This is a genomic window from Catellatospora sp. TT07R-123, from assembly GCF_018327705.1.
GTDB lineage: Bacteria > Actinomycetota > Actinomycetes > Mycobacteriales > Micromonosporaceae > Catellatospora.
In genome coordinates, this window is sequence record NZ_BNEM01000001.1 from 1123384 (window position 1) to 1139993 (window position 16610).

Here is a 16610-nt window from a genome sequence, read left to right on the forward strand (position 1 = left end):
CGTCACGGGTACGGGAACAGGCCCACGCGGCCGTGGTATTCGTGGCCGAGCTGGTCGGTGTCGGAGCCCACCAGCAGGCCGCGGCCGCTGGTGAGGAAGGCCCGCAGCCCCTCGCCCCGGGTACGGGTGGGGTTCCAGGCCAGCGCCCGCCCGCTGACCGGGTCGATGGCGCCGATGCCCTTGCGGACGACCGCCCCGGCACCCATGGTCTTGTGCCCGTGCGGGTTGTCCAGCCACTGCAGGTGCCCGCCGACGTAGACCGCGGCGTCGGTGGCCTCGACGGCGTACAGGGAGTTGCCGCCGGTGTAGTTGATCCAGGTCGGCTTGCGGGTCGCCGCCCCGGTCTCGAACCGCGCGGCGGTGTCGCAGGGCAGCCCGACCCGGGACTCGTGCCCGCTGGTGACGATCACGACGTACGTGCCGGTCGGGTCGAAGTCGGCGGCGCGCAGGTAGGTGTTGAAGTCGTCGCTGCACTTGTCGACGCCGTAGAAGTCGGTGTGCCAGCCGGTGACCTTCACCTCCGGGGCGGAGATGTCGAGCATGGCCGCCTGGGAGCGCGGCTTGCCGTTCACCGAGACGAACGTGCCCAGGGCCAGCATGCGGGTGCCGTCGGCGGAGACGGTGAGGTCCTGCACCTTGACCGGCCGGTCGTCGGGCGAGGCCAGGTCGAGGTCGAAGGTGTCGTCGACCTCGCCGGTGACGGCCGACAGCCGGATCATGCCGCGCCCCTCGGACCGGCCCTCGACGTAGACGCGGCCGCCGACGTACAGCTGGCGGCCGCTGCGGGCCAGGGTGAAGACCTCGCCCTTGACCGGCGCGGTGAAGCCGGGGACGGCGTGCCCGGTGGCCACGTCGATCCGGGCGATCGCGCGCTGGTCGGTGCCGTCGACCTCGTCGAAGTCGCCGCCCGCGATGACGGAGCCGTCGGGGCCGGTGGTCAGCGCGTACACGGGGCCGTCGAAGTCGGGGGCGAAGTCGTCGACGACGGTGCCGTCGGACAGCCGGAAGGCCATCAGGTTCTTACGCTTGTAGGTGGTCTTGCCGTCGGCGCTGGTCGCGGTCGTGAAGTGGCCGCCGACCACGACGACGTCGCCGACGCGGGCCAGGGCCCAGACCTCGCCGTCGGTGATGTGCGGGGTCCAGTCGACCGGGTCGGCGCTCACCAGGGCCGGGGGCGACGGCTCGGCGTACGCGTGCCCGGTCGCGGCGGCCAGCAGTGCGCCGGTGGCCGCGAGCGCGGCGAGCAGCACGGGCAGGTGTCTACGCATGCCCTGGCAACGACGCGGCGGCCCCGGCCGTAACGCCCACCCCACCTCGATCCGTACGACGCCGGTGCGGTAGGGCAACCGCCTCACCACGGAATGTGGCGCCCTCGTCGCAGCTCGGCCCGGAGTTCGTCGGACACCACGATCTCCAGCTGGTCGCCGTGTTCGCGCAACCACGCCGGATTGATCCTCAGCACCCCGAGCGCCGCGGGCAGACCCTCATCCTGGAAGAGCCGGTCCGCCAGAGCCGCTGCGGCGAAGATGTCCCCGTCGACAGCGCGCCTTCGCAGATCGGCAGCATCTGTCCGCTCGGCCTGCAACGTCTGGATCGTCCAACGCCACGAACGGGCAGCGGCACCGAAATCCGGGTCATGGGTGCGGCTGCCACCGGCGGCCGACTCGCGGAGTCCCTCGACGAGCAACGCGACCGCACCACTGATGTCGCCCTGGTCGGCGAGCAGCGTGGCGAGCTCGTCGATGGCGTCACCGTTCCTTCGCCTGGCCCTGTCACGTAGTTCGTCGATCTCTGCACGCTCCCGCAGCATCCGCGCCAACCGGCTACTGGCCATCACGTTGCCGCCGTCCGCCCGTGGACGCAGGTAGGCGATGGCACCGTCGAAATCTCCCAGGTCACACAGCAGGTCGACGAAATGCCCGAGGCCTTCATCGGAGCGGAAAGACCAGAACCGCAGCCGTGGCACGTCGGCCTGCTCGTGCAGCAGGCGAAGCAGCCGGCTCCGGGCCGGGCCGCCGCCCTTGAGCGCCCGGCGTTCGAGCACCGCGGTCGCGTCGCCGATCTCCCCGAGATCCACGAGTATCTCCGCCAACCGGACCGCTGCGATATCGCTCGAGGAGGACAGGGGCTTCAGGACACCGATCTCACGGGTAACGCCGCCCTGGCTCTTGAGGAGGTCCACCAGCGCACGGGCGGCCGGCTCACTCCGCTTCGCCCAGCCCCTCAGCATCGGCACCGCACCCGGGCGGCCCTGGGCCTCCAGGAGCAGGGCCAGTTCGATCGCCAGACTCGCGTCGCGTCGACATCCTTTGCGCAGCACCTCCTCCGCTTCGGCCGGCCGACCCGCCAACCGATACAGACGAGCCAGCACCAAAGCCGCCGGGAAGTCGCGATGAGCAGCGCGCAGGCGAAGCTGCTCGAAGTCCCCGCGCTCCCCGAGTATGCGCGCCAGCTGCTCCTGCGCGAGATAGACACCACTATCGGCAAGGCGTGTCAATCCATCCAGATCGCCCTGCCGCACCAGCCGATCGACCCGCTCGGAGAGAGAAACGAATTCGGCGCCGGAATCGCTGCGTCTTGACTGGGCCGCGTCGAGTACCTCGTGCCTGCGGACCCAGCGGCGGTGGCGCCACCCGCCGAGCCTGGCCCGCAGCAGCTGCCCAGCTCCTTCGGGGTCCACCACGCGGAGAAGGTCAGCCAGGGCGATCGGCTCGAACGCGTCGGCGCGGGCGAGCGCCGTTCGCAACGTGGCCACCGCGGCAGCCTCGTCGCCTCGGCTCCGGAGTAATGCGTAGTGCATCCGCGCCGGATAGGCGAACCCCTGCTCGGCCAGCGCGCGCAGTCCGTCCTCATCCCGCCGCTGCCGGTACAGGTCGGCCAGGTCGTCGGCGGCGCCCCGGTCACCACGCCGGGTGCGTTCGAGCAGGAGCGAGATCGCCGCTGCGTGGTCGCCCTGCTGGTACCTCAGCAGAGCCAGTGCGCGAACCGCGCCGCCGTCGCCGCGTTCGGCCCGGCGGTGCAGCACCGCCGTCGCCTCCTCGATCTCACGACCGGTCCCTCCGGAATAGGCCAGCTGACGTTGCGCGGACTGGCGTCCCGCCGCGGCCGCGAGATAGAGCTCCAGCCGCTGCAGGGGTGCCCGCAGCCGGTCGTTGATCAGGGCATGCCGGAACTGCCAGACCGATCCGCTGCGCCGCATCACCCCTCGGGCGTGAGCGTCTGCCATGAAGACGCTCACCCGCAGCGGCAGCCACCCCTTCACTACCAGGCGAAGGTGAGCAGCCGCGGCAAGTGCTCGCGGCCGACCCAGTTCTGACATCAGCACGCTGGTGCCGAAGACCAGGGCGGCAAGGCCCGCCCAGCGCGCGACGTCTGCTGGCGCTCGCCACAGCGCAGCACAGGCCCCGCCGACTGAGGCCAGGGCGACCCAGAGGAGCACCCGTGCCATGCCCTCAGGCCGCACCCGCACCGTCAGCAGCGTGTAGACGGCTCCGATGCCGAGGCCCGCTACCGGCCCGGTGACGGGCGCACCGACCAGGATGCCGAAAGCCGCCCCCGGAAACGCGGCGAGCAGGGGGATGCCCACGTAGCGCCCCCAGAACTCGTACGCCTCCTCGGACGGGCTCCACATGAGGGCCAGCAGGACTGCCATGATCAGGGTTGCCAGCGCCGTCCGCGCGGAACCCAGCAGATAGGCCGCCGTGGTGGCCGACACCACCGCGACCGCCGACACCCATGCCTGGAAGAGGACAGGTCTGGCGTTGAGCAGCTCCAGCGGCAGGCCGTGCCAGGTGATGTCCCGGGTGCCCGCCTGGTAAGCGCGGTAGGCGAGCGTGCCCAGCCAGCGCGCGGCATACTCGGCCGGATAACGGCGCAGCCTCGCCGCCGACGTGGCGGCGACCAGCCGCGGATCCTCCTGGTCGTAGGCAGCCTGCACGTAGCGGTCGATGAGAAGGTTGGTGATCTCGGTCTTCGTCTTCAGGCCGAGGAGCTCGCCGGGCGACCCGGCCGCCGCCTGATAGGCGGTCCGCGCCATCGCGACCATCAGGGGGGTGGTCAGCGCCGAAGCGAGGATGCCGTGCTGGTCGGCACGCAGCTTGCCGAAGACGTCGACCCACCGGGAACGCTGAGCCGCAGGCAGGGAGAGGTACCCGACGACGTCCTCGATCTCGACCGGCTTGATGTCGATCACCGCTGCGGACGGCAGCGGACCGCGGGCGGCCTTCACGATGAGCGCGTACTCGCGGGCGCGGCAGGTCACCACGAGCGGATGGCCCGCCGCCGTGAACCTGTGCAGCTGCGTGATCGCCTTCTGCCGCAGCGCGGCCGGCAGCTCGTCCAGCCCGTCGAGCACCGGCATCAGCAGGTATCCGCCGCCGGCCCGCTCGCGCAGCAGCGCACGGGCGAACCCTGCCCCGGCACGGCCGGGAAAGAGCCGAGGGTGTTCCTCGGACAGGCGCCGAACCACGAACTGGTCGACCGACTCGGCACCAGGATCCCATGAGGAGATCGGAAGCAGGACAGGCACCGGTTCCCCGGCGGGACGCTCGGACAGCAGCCGCCGCGACAAGAGCAGAGCCAGCACCGTCTTGCCGGAACCGGGCTCGCCCAGCACCAGCAGCTGGCGGTGTGGCAGCGATTGGAACGCCTCCACGATCCGCTCAAGTTCACCGTCGTACGGCAGCAGCTCGCCGTCGCCGCCGCTGGCGCGGAAGCGCACCTGCAACGGCAGCGAGGTCTGGCTGACCCCGTGGCGCCACTCCTGGTCCCGGTACCGTTTGAGCAGGCGGTCGGCGAGGGCCTCTGCCGCCTGCCTCTCCTGTTCCGGGTCGGCCGGACGCGGCCGGGTCTCGACGAGCACGGCCAGTGACACGAGCACGATCACGAGGCTCCACAGCAGCCACGGCCACCAGCGGGCGTCGACTGCCACGGTGCTGGTGGCCAGGTTGCCCACGAGTGCCAGCGCGCTGGCGAGCAGCAGGACGGCCGTCGGCGAATGCCGCCAGCGGCCGCCTCTCCATCGACTCACGTGCGCTCCCTCACGACCGGGTCGTACGCAGTGTCACATGAAGCGGCCACCCAGGCCGAGCAGACTATCGTTTGTGGACTACCGCCCGAACGACCGGCCCGGCCGTGGTACGTACCGGCACTTCAGGCCGCGCCGACATGGCCGGTCGCGGGTGCGGTGAGGTGGCGGGTGTTGGCCCAGACGACGTACAGGGCGGGGGCGGGCAGCAGGAGCAGGCCGATCGCGGGCCGGGTGACGACCGCGGCGGCGAGCACCCCGAGGATCGCCAGGTTGGCCAGGCTGAGATACCAGCGGCGCACCGACAGGTACGCGCAGGCCAGCAGCCCCCTGGGCGTCCACCGGGCACCCGTGGCCAGCAGCGCCGTGGTCGCCGCGACGACCAGGGCGATCAGCAGCGCGAGCAGCGGGGTGGTCGCACCGAACGGGCCGCCGAGCGCGAGCCGGAAGTCGACGGCGAGCACGATGACCAGCGCGGCCGCGATGCCCGCCGCGGCCAGCGCCCGCCCGAACGACGCCCGGTAGGCGGCCCGGAAGACCCGGCCGACGCGCTGGTCCCCGTCGGCCAGGGCACCGAACGCGGCGAAGGCGGCGGCCGCGGCCGGTCCGCAGACGGCGGCCAGGGCGACGAAGAACGGCCAGGCGTCCAGCGGCCGGTCGGTGGCGGCGAGCGCGGCCAGCAGCGGGGCGCAGGCCGCGACCAGGCAGAGATTGAGCTTCAGCCCGGCGTACACCGTGTTGAAGACGGTGTCGTAGGGCAGGCGGGCCAGCAGTCGCACGGCCTATCCCTTCATGCCGGAGGTGGCGATGCCCTGGATGAAGTACCGCTGGCCGAGCAGGAAGATGATCGTGATCGGCAGAACGGACAGCACGGACCCCGTCATGATCATCGCGTAGTCGGCGTCGAACTGGCCGACGAACGACCGCAGCCCGAGCTGGATCGTCCACAGGTCGTTGCTGGTCAGGTAGATGAACGGCCCCATGTAGTCGTTCCAGGTGTTGACGAAGGTGAGCAGGGCCAGGCTCGCCAGGGCCGGCCTCGACAGCGGCAGCACGATCCGCGCCCAGATGCCGTACTCGCTCAGGCCGTCGACGCGGGCCGCCTCGCACAGCTCGTCCGGGATGGTCAGGTAGTACTGGCGCATCAGGAAGACCCCGAACGCGCCGAACGCCTGGAGCAGGATCAGCGACCAGAACGTGTCGGTCAGCCCGGCCTTCTGCATCAGGATGTACTGCGGGATCATGTACGCCTGCCACGGCACCGCGATCGTCGCGACGTACGCGAGGAACAGCGCGTCCCGTCCCCGGAAGCGCACCTTGGCGAAGCCGTACGCGGCGAAGCTGCCCGTCAGCACCTGGAGCAGCGTGATCGCCAGGCTGAGCAGCACGGTGTTGCCGAGGTAGGTGCCCAGGGGGATCCGGTCCCAGATGTCGGCGAAGTTGTGCCACTGGAAGTCCCTGGGGATCCAGCGGACCGGGATGGTGAAGACCTCGTTGTTGCGCTTGAGCGAGGCGCCGACCATCCACAGGAACGGCACCAGGATCGCCCCGGTGAGCACGAGCAGCACCGCGTACAGGATGACGCGCCGCAGCAGCGGGAGCGGCCCGCGCGCCGGGCGCGGCGCGGCGGTGGTCATCGGCGCTCCCCTCGGTTGTTGAACCAGAACTGGATCAGGGTCAGGACCAGCACCAGCAGGAACAGCACGAGGGAGATGGCCGAGGCGTAGCCGAACTCGCCCTCGATGATGCCCTGGCGGTAGATCTGCTGGGAGAGCACGAGGGTGGCCCGGCCGGGGCCGCCGTCGGTCATCACGACGATGAGGTCGAAGACCTTGAAGCTCTGCACGGTCAGCAGGATCAGCACGAGGAAGGTCACCGGCCGCAGGCCGGGCAGGGTGACGGCCCGCAAGCGCTGCCAGGGCCCGGCGCCGTCGACCCGGGCGGCCTCGTAGTGCTCCTGCGGGATGGCCTGGAGGCCGGCCAGGAACAGGACCATGTAGTAGCCCATGTCTCGCCACACGCTGGTGAGGACGACGGCGGGCATGGCCCAGTCGGTGCTGGTGGTCCAGCCGGGCGGCTGGTCGACGCCGAGCAGGTGCAGGAACTGGTTGACCGGCCCGAAACTCGGGTTGAACAGCATGTTCCAGACGACGGCGACGGCCACCATCGAGGTGACGTACGGGAAGAACGCCGCGGCCCGGAAGAACCCGATCCCGGCGACCTTCCGGTTGAGCAGCAGTGCCAGCCCCAGCGCGGCGAGCGCCGTCAGCGGCACGTGCCCGAGCGCGTAGAGGGCGGTGTTGCGCAGCGCCACCTTGGTGGAGTCGTCGTCCAGCAGCCGCTGGAAGTTCTTCAGCCCGATCCACTCCGGCGGGTTGTACGAGTCCCAGTCCATGAACGACAGCACGAACGCCGCGATCATCGGTACGAGGGTGAGCAGCGCGAAGCCGAGGAAGTTCGGCAGGATGAAGCTCCAGCCGATGAGCGCGTCGCGCCGGCCGCGCCTGGGGCGGGCGGTGAGCGGGTCTGCCATGTCGTCCTTCCGGGGGTTCGCGGGCGGCGCCGGGCAGCGCCGCCCGCGAACCTGGGCCCTGGGTCAGTTGACCTCGTTCTTGACGCGGGTCTCCATCTCCCTGATCCCGTCGTCGATCGACTTCTCCTTGGTCATGATCAGCTGGTGTTCCTCGGCCAGGATCGTGTCGACCTTCGCGGTCTTGTCGCTGGTCGGCATCTCCGGGTTGACCTTGTCGGGCGCGAACGCCTTCTTGGCCAGCTCGTCGGTGGGCATGCCGGGCAGCGTGAAGTACTGCGTCCGGATCTCGGCGCTCTGGTAGGCCGGGACCACGCCGATCCCGGCGATCGCCTTGGCACCTTCGAGCGAGCTGGCGAACTCGACGAACTTCTGCGCCGCCGCCGCGTGCTTGGCCTTCTTGTTCACCGCGAACGCGGTCGGCGCCCCGAACGTGGTGACCTTGTCGGCGCCGGGCCGCTGCGGCATGGGCGCGATGCCCCAGTCCACGTTCGTGGTCCCGGCCTTCTTGTCGGCCAGCACCTTCGCGATGAACCAGGTGCCCATCGGCACCATCGCCGCCTTGCCGGTCTCGAACATCGAGGCGTAGCCGGTCTTCTGGGTGACCGCGGTGCCGAAGTCGAGCGTCGACCCGGCGTTCTGCAGCGCCAGCGCGGTCCGGTACTGGTCGGCGAGGAACTTGTAGTCGCCGCCGAGCTGGTCGCCGCCGGTCTGCGCGGCCGAGATCGCGTGCACGACCGACCGCCACACGTGCTGGTAGGCGCCGTAGACCTTGTTCTCGCCGCTGCCGGAGGTCAGCAGCTTGGCCAGGTCGGTGTACTGGTCCCAGGTCAGGTTCGCCGGGTACGGCTGCTTGGCGGCGTCGAACAGCTTCTTGTTGTAGTACAGCACCCAGAAGTCCTGCCGGTACGGCAGCGCGTAGTACTTGCCGCCCTGGTTGTAGGCGTCCAGCCCGGCGAGGTTCGCCCCCGTCGGCGAGGTGGCCAGCGAGGTCAGGTCCTGGAGCTGGCCCCGGCCGGAGAAGCGTACGTAGTCGGCCAAGGTCTTCATGGTGATCACGTCGGTGGTGTCGCCGCCGGCGAGCATCGTCGTGACCTTGGTCGGGTAGTCCGCGGCCAGGATGTCGACCGGCTTGACCGTGATGTCGGGGTTGGCCTTGTGGAAGGCGTCGAACAGGGTCTGGAACTCCGGCGTGGACGCCAGGCTCCACACGGCGACGGTGAGCTCGACGGGTCCGCTCTCGGCGCTGTCGTCGCCGGAGCCGCAGGCGCTCAGCGGCAGCAGGGCGGCCATGGCCAGACCCACCGCGGCCAGCATCTTCCTTCTGATCACGAACGTTCCTCCAACAGGACGGCCGCTCACGCGGCGCGGGATCGGTTCTGTGCGTGGTGGTGCGTTTCGGTCGGCGGCAGGGGCAGCGCCGCCGTCGTGCGGGCCCCGTCGGGCCAGGTGACCTGGACGACCGGCGCGTCCTCGGGTCCGTCGAGCTGCGCCAGCGGTGCTCGCGCGCCGCCGTTGAGCGCCAGGGCCGCGAGGTGCCAGGACCCCGGCGCGGGTACGGCCCGCAGCCACGGGATCGCGGTCCACTCCCCCAGCGGCCCCGCGTCGCGGGCCAGGTGCACCCCGGCGGCGGTCAGTCCGTGCAGCCCCGCCGCGGTCGAGGTGTGGGCGGTGCCCTCGGCCTCGGCGTACAGCGGCCTCGATCCGGTGCCGCCCGGTCCGGCGACGGCGACCGGCCAGCCGCCCAGCCGCAGCCCGACGACCTGGTCCCAGCCGGGCGCACCGTCGGGGTCGACGTGTACGGCCCGGACCTCCCAGGCGCCGCGCACCAGCGACACGGTGGTGACCGTGGCCGCGTCGACAGCCTCGCCGGGCAGGCCGGAGCCGTGGTCGGGGGCGGCGCGGTCGGGCCGCATCCAGCGGCAGCGGGCGCGCGAGGCCAGCACCGCGGCCTCGCCGCCGTCGCTCAGGCGTACGTCCAGGGTGGTGAAGCCGCTGCGGTGGGTGGCCTGACCGGTCGCGTCCAGCAGCACCACCGACTGGTCGAACGGCTGGTCCCAGCCGTCGTCGTCCAGCGCCGGGGCGGTCGCGGTGGAGTAGCCCAGCCGCGCGTACAGCGGCGAGTCGGTGGTGCGGTCGCCGGGGCGGGCGTGGTCGGTGCCGTGGTTGTAGACCCGCACGACCCCGTCGGCCCGGGTGCCCGCCAGCGCCCACCCGGGCGCGGCGACCACGGCGAGCTGGTCCTCCTGCTCGACCGGAAGCGGCTGCTCGACCGCGGTCCACACCGGATGGTCGGCGGGCAGCGCCAGGCCGAGCATGCCCTTGGACGCCCAGTAGGGGGAGGCGGTCCCGGAGTAGCGCTGGGCCATGCGCCGCCACGGGTGGTACCAGCCGAGCGTGAGCAGCCCGTCGGCGTCGGGGGCGCCCCGGTCGGTGAAGTGCTTGACGATCCCGGACGCCGCGCGGCGCAGCAGGCCGGGGTCGAGGGCGTCGGAGCCCGCCACGGCCCCGGCCCAGAACGGCGCGGCGGCCGCGAACCGGTAGACCAGGCTGCGGCCCTGCACCAGCGGGCAGCCGTCCGCGCCGACCAGGCGTACGGCGTCGAGCAGGAAGCCGTCCAGGCGGCGGCGGTATTCCGGCAGCCGGGGCGCGGCCAGCTCCTGCGCGCCCGCCATCCGCGCCCACATGATCGGGTAGAGGTGCAGCGCCCAGCCGACGTAGTGGTCGTAGCTGCGCTCGTCGCCGTCGCTGTACCAGCCGCCCGCGCGGGCGAACGACTCGTGCCGGGCCAGGTCGGCCTCCATGTCCCCGCGCGACCACGGGCCGCCGACCGAGGCGAGGAACTGCTCGACCACGATCCGGAACCACGCCCAGTTGTTGCGCGGGTAGGTGTCGTCGCCGACTACCTGGGCCAGGTAGGCCACGACCCGCTCCTGCACGCCCGCGTCGAGCCGGTCCCACAGCCACGGGCGGGTCAGGTCGAGGATCAGCGCGATCGACGCCGCCTCCACCTTCGCCTGGCCGTGCTCGCGCGGGGTCACCCACCGCTCGGAGCTGTCCGGGTCGGTGCCGGCGGCGATGCCGCGGGCATACCGCTCCAGCAGGTTGTCCGGGTCGCGGCCCTGCTCACCGGCGACACGGAACCCGGCGAGCAGGAATGTGCGGGCGAACCCCTCCAGCCCGTCGACGGCGGTGCCGTATCCGCCGGGCGCTCCCGGCGGGGTGATCCGGGCACCGGTCGGCGAGGCGTGCCGCCACGCGGCGGCGAGCATGCGGTCGGCCAGCCCCGCCCACTCGGTGCGGGTCCAGCCGGTGTACGGCGAGATGCTCATGCTGGTTCCCCGCTCCGCGGGCGACCAGCATGAGGCTCCGATCGCACTGAGCCCATGATTCGCTCGCTCATGCGCTGACCTCCAGGGCCTCGCTGGTGACCGCGTCCAGCGGGGGCTCGCCGCGGACCAGTCGTTCCAGCTCGTCGAGGGCGTGCGCGCTCAGCCGGCGGGTCTCCGAGCCGAGCGAGCCCGCGATGTGCGGTGTGATCATGACGTTGGGCAGCTGCGACAGCAACGACCCGGCGGGCAGCGGCTCGGGGTCGGTGACGTCGAGGATCGCGTTGAGCCGTCCGGTGGCGCACTCGCGCTCCAGGGCCGCGGTGTCGAGCACGGCGCCGCGCGCGGTGTTGATGACCGTGGCGCCGTCGGGCAGCAGCGCGAGTTCGCGGGCGCCGATGGCGTGCCGGGTCTGCGGCAGCTCGGGCAGGTGCAGGGACACGATCGACGAGGCGGCGAGCAGCACGTCGAGGTCGACCAGGCGGGCGCCCGCGGCGGCGACGGCGGCGGGATCGCCGTACGGGTCGGTGACCAGGACCTCGGCGGTGTCGAGGGCGCGCAGCCGGTCGACCACGCGGCGGCCGATCCGGGAGAAGCCGACGATGCCGATGGTGCGGCCGTGGTTGGACAGGTCCTCGCGGTGGTGCACGGCGTCCCAGTCGGCCGGGCGCAGCCGCGACTCGGCGGCCAGCACGTGGGCCTTCTTGCCCGCGAAGATGATCGCGGCGAGGGTGTACTCGGCGACGGGCGTGGCGTTGGCCGCCGCGGCGCTGGTGACCAGGATGCCGCGCCGCCACAGCTCGTCGGAGACCAGGTGCCGCACGCTGCCCGCGCAGTGCAGGACGGCGCGCAGCGCGGGGGCGGCCGCCAGGCGGGCCGGCGTCAGGGGCGGGCAGCCCCAGGAGGTGAGCAGCACCTCCGTCTCGGCCAGGCGGGCCCGGGTCTGCGGGGAGTCGATGTCGTCGGACCACACCGGGTCGCCGAGCTCGGCCAGCGACCGCAGCCGCTCCAGCTCCTGCGGACCGAACTGGATCCGGAACGTCTCGGGCCGCATCACGAGCAGGGCCTGCGGACGGTACATGCGGGGCTGCCCTCCCGTTCGTTGTCTTGCTGATATGTTCGTTTCTGTTCTTTCGAACAGGGCGCAGAGAGTAGAACAGGCGACAGAACGGCACGACAAGGCTCCGTTACCGAGCTGTAATATGAACCGTCGCCCACCAGGCCTTATCTTTGTGTACGAAAATGTTCGTTTGACGGCCGAGGCTGCGCCGCCCTCCGGGTCCGGCGAACCGCCCGTGCACAATCGAGCCCGACGCGCGAACACCACCGTGGAGGCACATCCGTGACGTTGTCCGAGCCCGCGCTGCTGCCCGCCCAGCGCCGCGAGCGGCTGTTGGCCGACCTGCGCACCCACGGGACGCTGCGGGTCAGCGAGATCGCCCGCGCCCTGGGCGTCACCACGGTCACCGTGCGCCGCGACCTCGCCCAGCTCGCCGACGAGGGCGCCATCGAGCGCGTCCACGGCGGCATCCGGCTGCCGCGCGGCGCTGACACCCCGCCGCCGCTGCCCGCCGCCGTGGAGGACCCGGGCCGCCCGGCCGGCGGCGACGAGGCGACCCGGCCCGCCGTCGGCATGGTCGTGCCGTCGCTGGACTACTACTGGCCGGAGATCATCCGCGGGGCCCGCGACGCCGCCCCCGACGCGGGCGTACGGGTGGTGCTGCGCGGCTCCTCCTACGACGACGTCGCCGACGTGCGCCGCCAGGCGTCCTGGCTGCTGGAGACGGTCGGGGTCGAGGGCCTGCTGATCGCCCCGCCGACCGTCGGCGACGAGGCCGCGGCCCTGATCTCCTGGCTGGCGGGGCTCGCGGTCCCGGTCGTGTTCGTCGAGCGGACCGCCACGGTCGGCCCGTACCAGGAGCACGTCGAATCCGTCTCCACCGACCACGCGTTCGGGGCGAGCCTCGCGGTGCGGCACCTGGCCGCCGAGGGCCACCGCCGGGTCGGGTTCCTGGCCTCGGCCAGCAGCCCGACGACCGCCGCGGTGCGGCGCGGGTGGCGGCGCACCTGCACCGACCTGGGCCTGGACCTCGACGGAACCCCGGAGGTCATCTCCTCCGACCATCGCGAACCGGGCTGGGGCGACGACGTCGACCGCGCGATCGACGCGTGCGCCGCGACCGCGACGACCGCGCTGCTGGTGCACTCCGACCGCGAGGCGATCTCGCTGATCGCCCGGTGCGAGGAGCGCGGCATCCGGATCCCGCGCGACCTGGCCGTCGTCGCGTACGACGACGAGGTCGCGGGCCTGGCCAACCCCGCGCTGAGCGCGATCCGCCCGGCCAAGTACACCATCGGCGAGACCGCGATGGAGCTGCTGTCCAAGCGCATCCAGGGCGGCGCGGACCGGCCCGTGCACCGGGTGCGGATCAGCCCGCAGCTCATCGTGCGCGACACGAGCCGGGTGCCCGGACCGCGCTGACCCGTACCTGCCGCGGCAGCTCCCGGTGGTCCTGCGCACGACCGCGACGCCGCCGGCTCGCCCGCAACCGCGACGCCCCGCAAGAGCTGCGCGACTACGCCTCGTCCGCCCGCGCCGGGCAGGTCATGTAGGCAGGTATCACCGCGTCGCGGCGTCGGCGAGCACCGCCTCCAGCCTGGCCAGGCACTCGGCGACGAACTCCGGGTACGTGTCGCGGTAGTAGGCGACGCCGCTGACGCCGACCGCGACCGCCCACGCGCGGGCGCGCAGCCAGGTCGGCTCGTCGAGGCCGACCTCGGCCCAGTACGCCTGGCGCGCCAGCGGCGGCAGGTCCCAGACGGTCGAGTGCTCCGCGTCCGGCCAGCCCACCGACAGCGCCCCGAAGTCGATGACCGCCCCCAGCCCGCCGCCCGCCGCCAGCAGGTTGGCGGGCCGCAGGTCGCCGTGCAGCCATACGTGCGGCCCGGCCGGTTCAGGCAGGGCGAGCGCGTCGCGCCACAGCCGGTGCAGAGCCGCGACGTCGAGGCCGAGGTCGTCGAAGGCCAGGCATTCGGCGAAGTACTCGCTGATCCAGCCGTCGCTGGCGGACAGACTGCCGCCCCGGTACCAGCTGAGGTCGCCGGTGCGGGTGGCGCCCATCAGGTCGATGCCGTGCAGGTCGCGGACGAAGGCGGCCAGGTCGGTGCCGAACGCGGCCCAGTCGGTGACGGTGTCCGGCCGGACCGGCTCGCCGTCGATCCAGCGGTAGACCGACCAGGGCAACGGGAACTCCGCGGTGGGCGCCCCGGCGTGGACCGGCTCCGGGACCGGGCGGCTCAGCAGCGGCGCGAGCCGGGGCAGCCACTGTTGCTCCTTGCGCAGCGACCGCGCCTTGTCGGGCGTACGCGGCACCCGCACCAGCAGCTCACCGCCCAGCCGGAACATGGTGTTGTCCGTGCCCGCCCCGGCCCGTGCCAGCGGCAGGCCGGACAGGTGCGGGCACTGCGCGGCCAGCAGCGACCGCACCACGGTCTCGTCGACCGGCACCTCGTCCTCGTGCAGCTTCACGCCGGCATTCTGCCCTCTCGTTGACGGCCGGGCCAGCGGATGCATCCCCGGCATGTCACTGGCTGCCGCCCGCGCCCGGCCGCCTGCTCTGGCGCGGCCGCGGATGTCGGCGCAGGAAAGCGGTGGCCCGAGCCCGGTCGTCGGGGCTGCCGCCGTGCTCGTAGATGCGCCGTGCCTTGCCGTGCGCGTGCGCCAGGTCCGCCAGCAGTAGCTTCTCCGTCTGCGCGGCGCCGACGCGGTTCTGGTATCGCTGGTGGACCGTCTGCTTGGAACGGCCCAGGCGCCCGGCGATCTGGGCCCAGGACGCCCCCCGCCGGTACGCCTCGGTGATGAGCAGCAGCGCGTCGTCCTCCATCGCCCGCATCGCGGCGTCGAGTCCTTCCAGGACGTCCAGCACGGCGTTCGTGCGCGCCAGCGGCCGGGCGTGCGCGGCCGTCGCGGGCAGCAGCAGGCGGCGAAGGCCTGCGCGGGGCTCGGGAACCCAGTCCCAGGCGACGAATGACGGTGACAGATAGGGCCAGCGGGGGTCTTCTCCCTGATTCACGGCTATCCATCCTGGCAGAGTGCGTGCAATTTGATGGTGATTTTTACTTCGATTCGTCAGGAAATCCTGACGAATCATGCCGTCTCCGTCACCGCCGATCCCGGCGGAACCTAGGTTCGATCTCAAGGAAAGGCAACGGAAACGGCCTTTCCACAACAGAGGGAGACCGAGCGAAAAGGAGGGTCCGGTGGAGTCCGTGACATTGGCGAGGGATAGAAGAATTTCTGCCGGTACACACCACCAAGCAGTGCCTTCGGCCGTCATGAATCGTGTCGGCCGCCTCATTCACAGGCTCGTGGAGCCACGCGTAAAAGGAGCACGAAATGACGACCTACCAGCTTTCCATCGATTTCGACAGCGATGGCCTGACCACCCTCCAGGCCGCCGACCAGTTCGTGACGATCGTCAAGACGATCCCCCGCAGCAAGTCGCTGTCGTGGATCACCTTCAGTCCGATGCGGAGCAACACGATCACCTGGACGGAGTCGTACTCGGTCTACGCCTCGACCACGCAGATCCAGGAGGGCGCGCTGATCGAGACCATGTCCACCCAGGCCGCCGCTGCCGGGAGCACCTACGAGCTGTTCGGCGGGCAGTTCGGCCTCGCCGCGGCGAGCGCCGACCCGAACACCTACAGCGTGATCAACGGCGACATCAACTGCAAGGTCAACGGTGTCCGGATGGTCACCAGCGGCCTCTACCAGAGCGCGACGGTCAACGGCACGCCCCACCAGGGCGCGATCAACGCCGTGGCCGTCCCGTACCTCGACACCGCCACCTTCATCCCGAAGGAAGTGGTGCAGGTGTTCGCGTCGAGCTACCACGACAACGGCCTGGTGATCAGCAAGGTGCAGAGCTCGGCGCTGGAGGTCGACCTGACCACCAAGACCGCGCAGTCGCTGCACTACAACGCCGCGATCAACCAGTTCGCGCTCGTGTAGCGCGCGAACCTCAGCCGTCGGCGGCGGGCGCCGCGTCCCCGACCGCGGCGCCCGCCGCCGGCATCCCGCCAGCACGACGACCTCATCACCGATCCAGCGGGCGGCACGCCGCCCGAGATACGGAGCAATGCCATGGAAATGCTGCTGCTGTGCCACGGAGTCCAGGACCCGGGCGGCCGGTTCACGGTCAACGAGGGCCAGACGCTGAAGTACCGGTGGAACTTCGGCACCAAGCTGTACCCCTTCGACGCGGCCCGGCTGGTCCAACTGCTGTACGACGACCCCGGCGTCTCCGACGAACGCATCCGGATGGAGATCGCCCAGTACAACCCGCCGCCGCCGGTGATCGGGCCGACGACGGCGGCGCCCAACATCCAGCTGGGCGGCGGGGACGACCCGCCGTGCTACTGGGTGAACATCACCATGCAGACCTGGGCGCCGCTGGACGGCTCCTGGCGCTCGGACCTCGACTCGGTGCTCTCCGGCCTGGCCGGGGTTCCGCTGACGCTCAACCTGCTGTCGTGTTCGGAACTTCCGAAGATCGACCTCATGCAGCCGCACCTGGCCGACTTCGTCCAGCACGACAACTGGCAGTCGGTCGCACGCGGGGTCGCGCCGCCGGCCACCAGCGCGGCCGCGGCCCGATAGGGCGGTAGCGGCGGGGCGTTCGCGGGCGGCAGGATCCACTGCCCGCGGACGCCCCGCTCGGCT

At 71.7% G+C, this 16610-nt stretch carries 13 protein-coding genes; 3 read left to right on the forward strand and 10 right to left on the reverse strand.

Going from position 1 to position 16610, the window contains the following annotated elements; translation table 11 throughout:
• Window positions 1–2 precede the first annotated feature (2 nt).
• The 8 genes from Cs7R123_RS04705 to Cs7R123_RS04740 all read right to left on the reverse strand — a co-directional run bounded on the left by Cs7R123_RS04705 (window position 3) and on the right by Cs7R123_RS04740 (window position 11966).
• A complete protein-coding gene (locus Cs7R123_RS04705; protein ID WP_212823689.1) occupies window positions 3–1268 on the reverse strand; it encodes a PKD domain containing protein in 1266 nt (421 codons plus the stop codon).
• Window positions 1269–1351: 83 nt separating this feature from the next.
• Window positions 1352–5029: a hypothetical protein gene (locus Cs7R123_RS04710; RefSeq protein ID WP_212823690.1), complete on the reverse strand. Its 3678-nt coding sequence runs from the start codon at window positions 5027–5029 to the stop codon at window positions 1352–1354.
• A 122-nt stretch (window positions 5030–5151) separates the two neighbouring features.
• On the reverse strand, window positions 5152–5805 hold the full coding sequence (locus tag Cs7R123_RS04715) for a hypothetical protein (protein ID WP_212823691.1): 654 nt from the start codon (window positions 5803–5805) through the stop codon (window positions 5152–5154).
• 3 nt (window positions 5806–5808) lie between these two features.
• Window positions 5809–6663, reverse strand: coding sequence for a carbohydrate ABC transporter permease (locus Cs7R123_RS04720; RefSeq protein WP_212823692.1), 855 nt, complete (start codon window positions 6661–6663; stop codon window positions 5809–5811).
• Complete coding sequence (locus tag Cs7R123_RS04725; RefSeq protein ID WP_212823693.1) at window positions 6660–7559, reverse strand: carbohydrate ABC transporter permease; 900 nt, start codon at window positions 7557–7559, stop codon at window positions 6660–6662. The genes Cs7R123_RS04720 and Cs7R123_RS04725 overlap by 4 nt, the downstream gene beginning before the upstream one ends.
• A gap of 63 nt (window positions 7560–7622) precedes the next feature.
• A complete protein-coding gene (locus tag Cs7R123_RS04730) occupies window positions 7623–8888 on the reverse strand; it encodes an ABC transporter substrate-binding protein (RefSeq protein WP_244871613.1) in 1266 nt (421 codons plus the stop codon).
• Between the two features lie 26 nt (window positions 8889–8914).
• The gene (locus Cs7R123_RS04735; RefSeq protein ID WP_212823694.1) at window positions 8915–10888 is read right to left on the reverse strand and encodes a DUF2264 domain-containing protein; all 1974 of its coding nucleotides are present in this window, start codon (window positions 10886–10888) and stop codon (window positions 8915–8917) included.
• A gap of 67 nt (window positions 10889–10955) precedes the next feature.
• Complete coding sequence (locus tag Cs7R123_RS04740; RefSeq protein WP_212823695.1) at window positions 10956–11966, reverse strand: hydroxyacid dehydrogenase; 1011 nt, start codon at window positions 11964–11966, stop codon at window positions 10956–10958.
• 261 nt (window positions 11967–12227) lie between these two features.
• On the opposite strand from Cs7R123_RS04740, the gene Cs7R123_RS04745 reads away from it, so the two are divergent.
• A complete protein-coding gene (locus Cs7R123_RS04745; RefSeq protein WP_212823696.1) occupies window positions 12228–13367 on the forward strand; it encodes a substrate-binding domain-containing protein in 1140 nt (379 codons plus the stop codon).
• Between the two features lie 138 nt (window positions 13368–13505).
• Here Cs7R123_RS04745 and Cs7R123_RS04750 read toward each other — a convergent pair whose 3' ends face one another.
• Together Cs7R123_RS04750 and Cs7R123_RS04755 are read right to left on the reverse strand one after the other, a co-directional pair.
• Window positions 13506–14414 (reverse strand): aminoglycoside phosphotransferase family protein, encoded by a 909-nt coding sequence (locus Cs7R123_RS04750; protein WP_374706917.1) that lies wholly within the window; start codon window positions 14412–14414, stop codon window positions 13506–13508.
• 55 nt (window positions 14415–14469) lie between these two features.
• Window positions 14470–14958 carry a hypothetical protein gene (locus Cs7R123_RS04755; RefSeq protein WP_212823697.1) on the reverse strand — a complete coding sequence of 163 codons (489 nt, stop codon included), beginning with the start codon at window positions 14956–14958 and terminating at the stop codon, window positions 14470–14472.
• 323 nt (window positions 14959–15281) lie between these two features.
• On the opposite strand from Cs7R123_RS04755, the gene Cs7R123_RS04760 reads away from it, so the two are divergent.
• The gene (locus tag Cs7R123_RS04760; protein ID WP_212823698.1) at window positions 15282–15899 is read left to right on the forward strand and encodes a hypothetical protein; all 618 of its coding nucleotides are present in this window, start codon (window positions 15282–15284) and stop codon (window positions 15897–15899) included.
• 132 nt (window positions 15900–16031) lie between these two features.
• Window positions 16032–16547 (forward strand): hypothetical protein, encoded by a 516-nt coding sequence (locus tag Cs7R123_RS04765; protein ID WP_212823699.1) that lies wholly within the window; start codon window positions 16032–16034, stop codon window positions 16545–16547.
• Window positions 16548–16610: the final 63 nt, after the last annotated feature.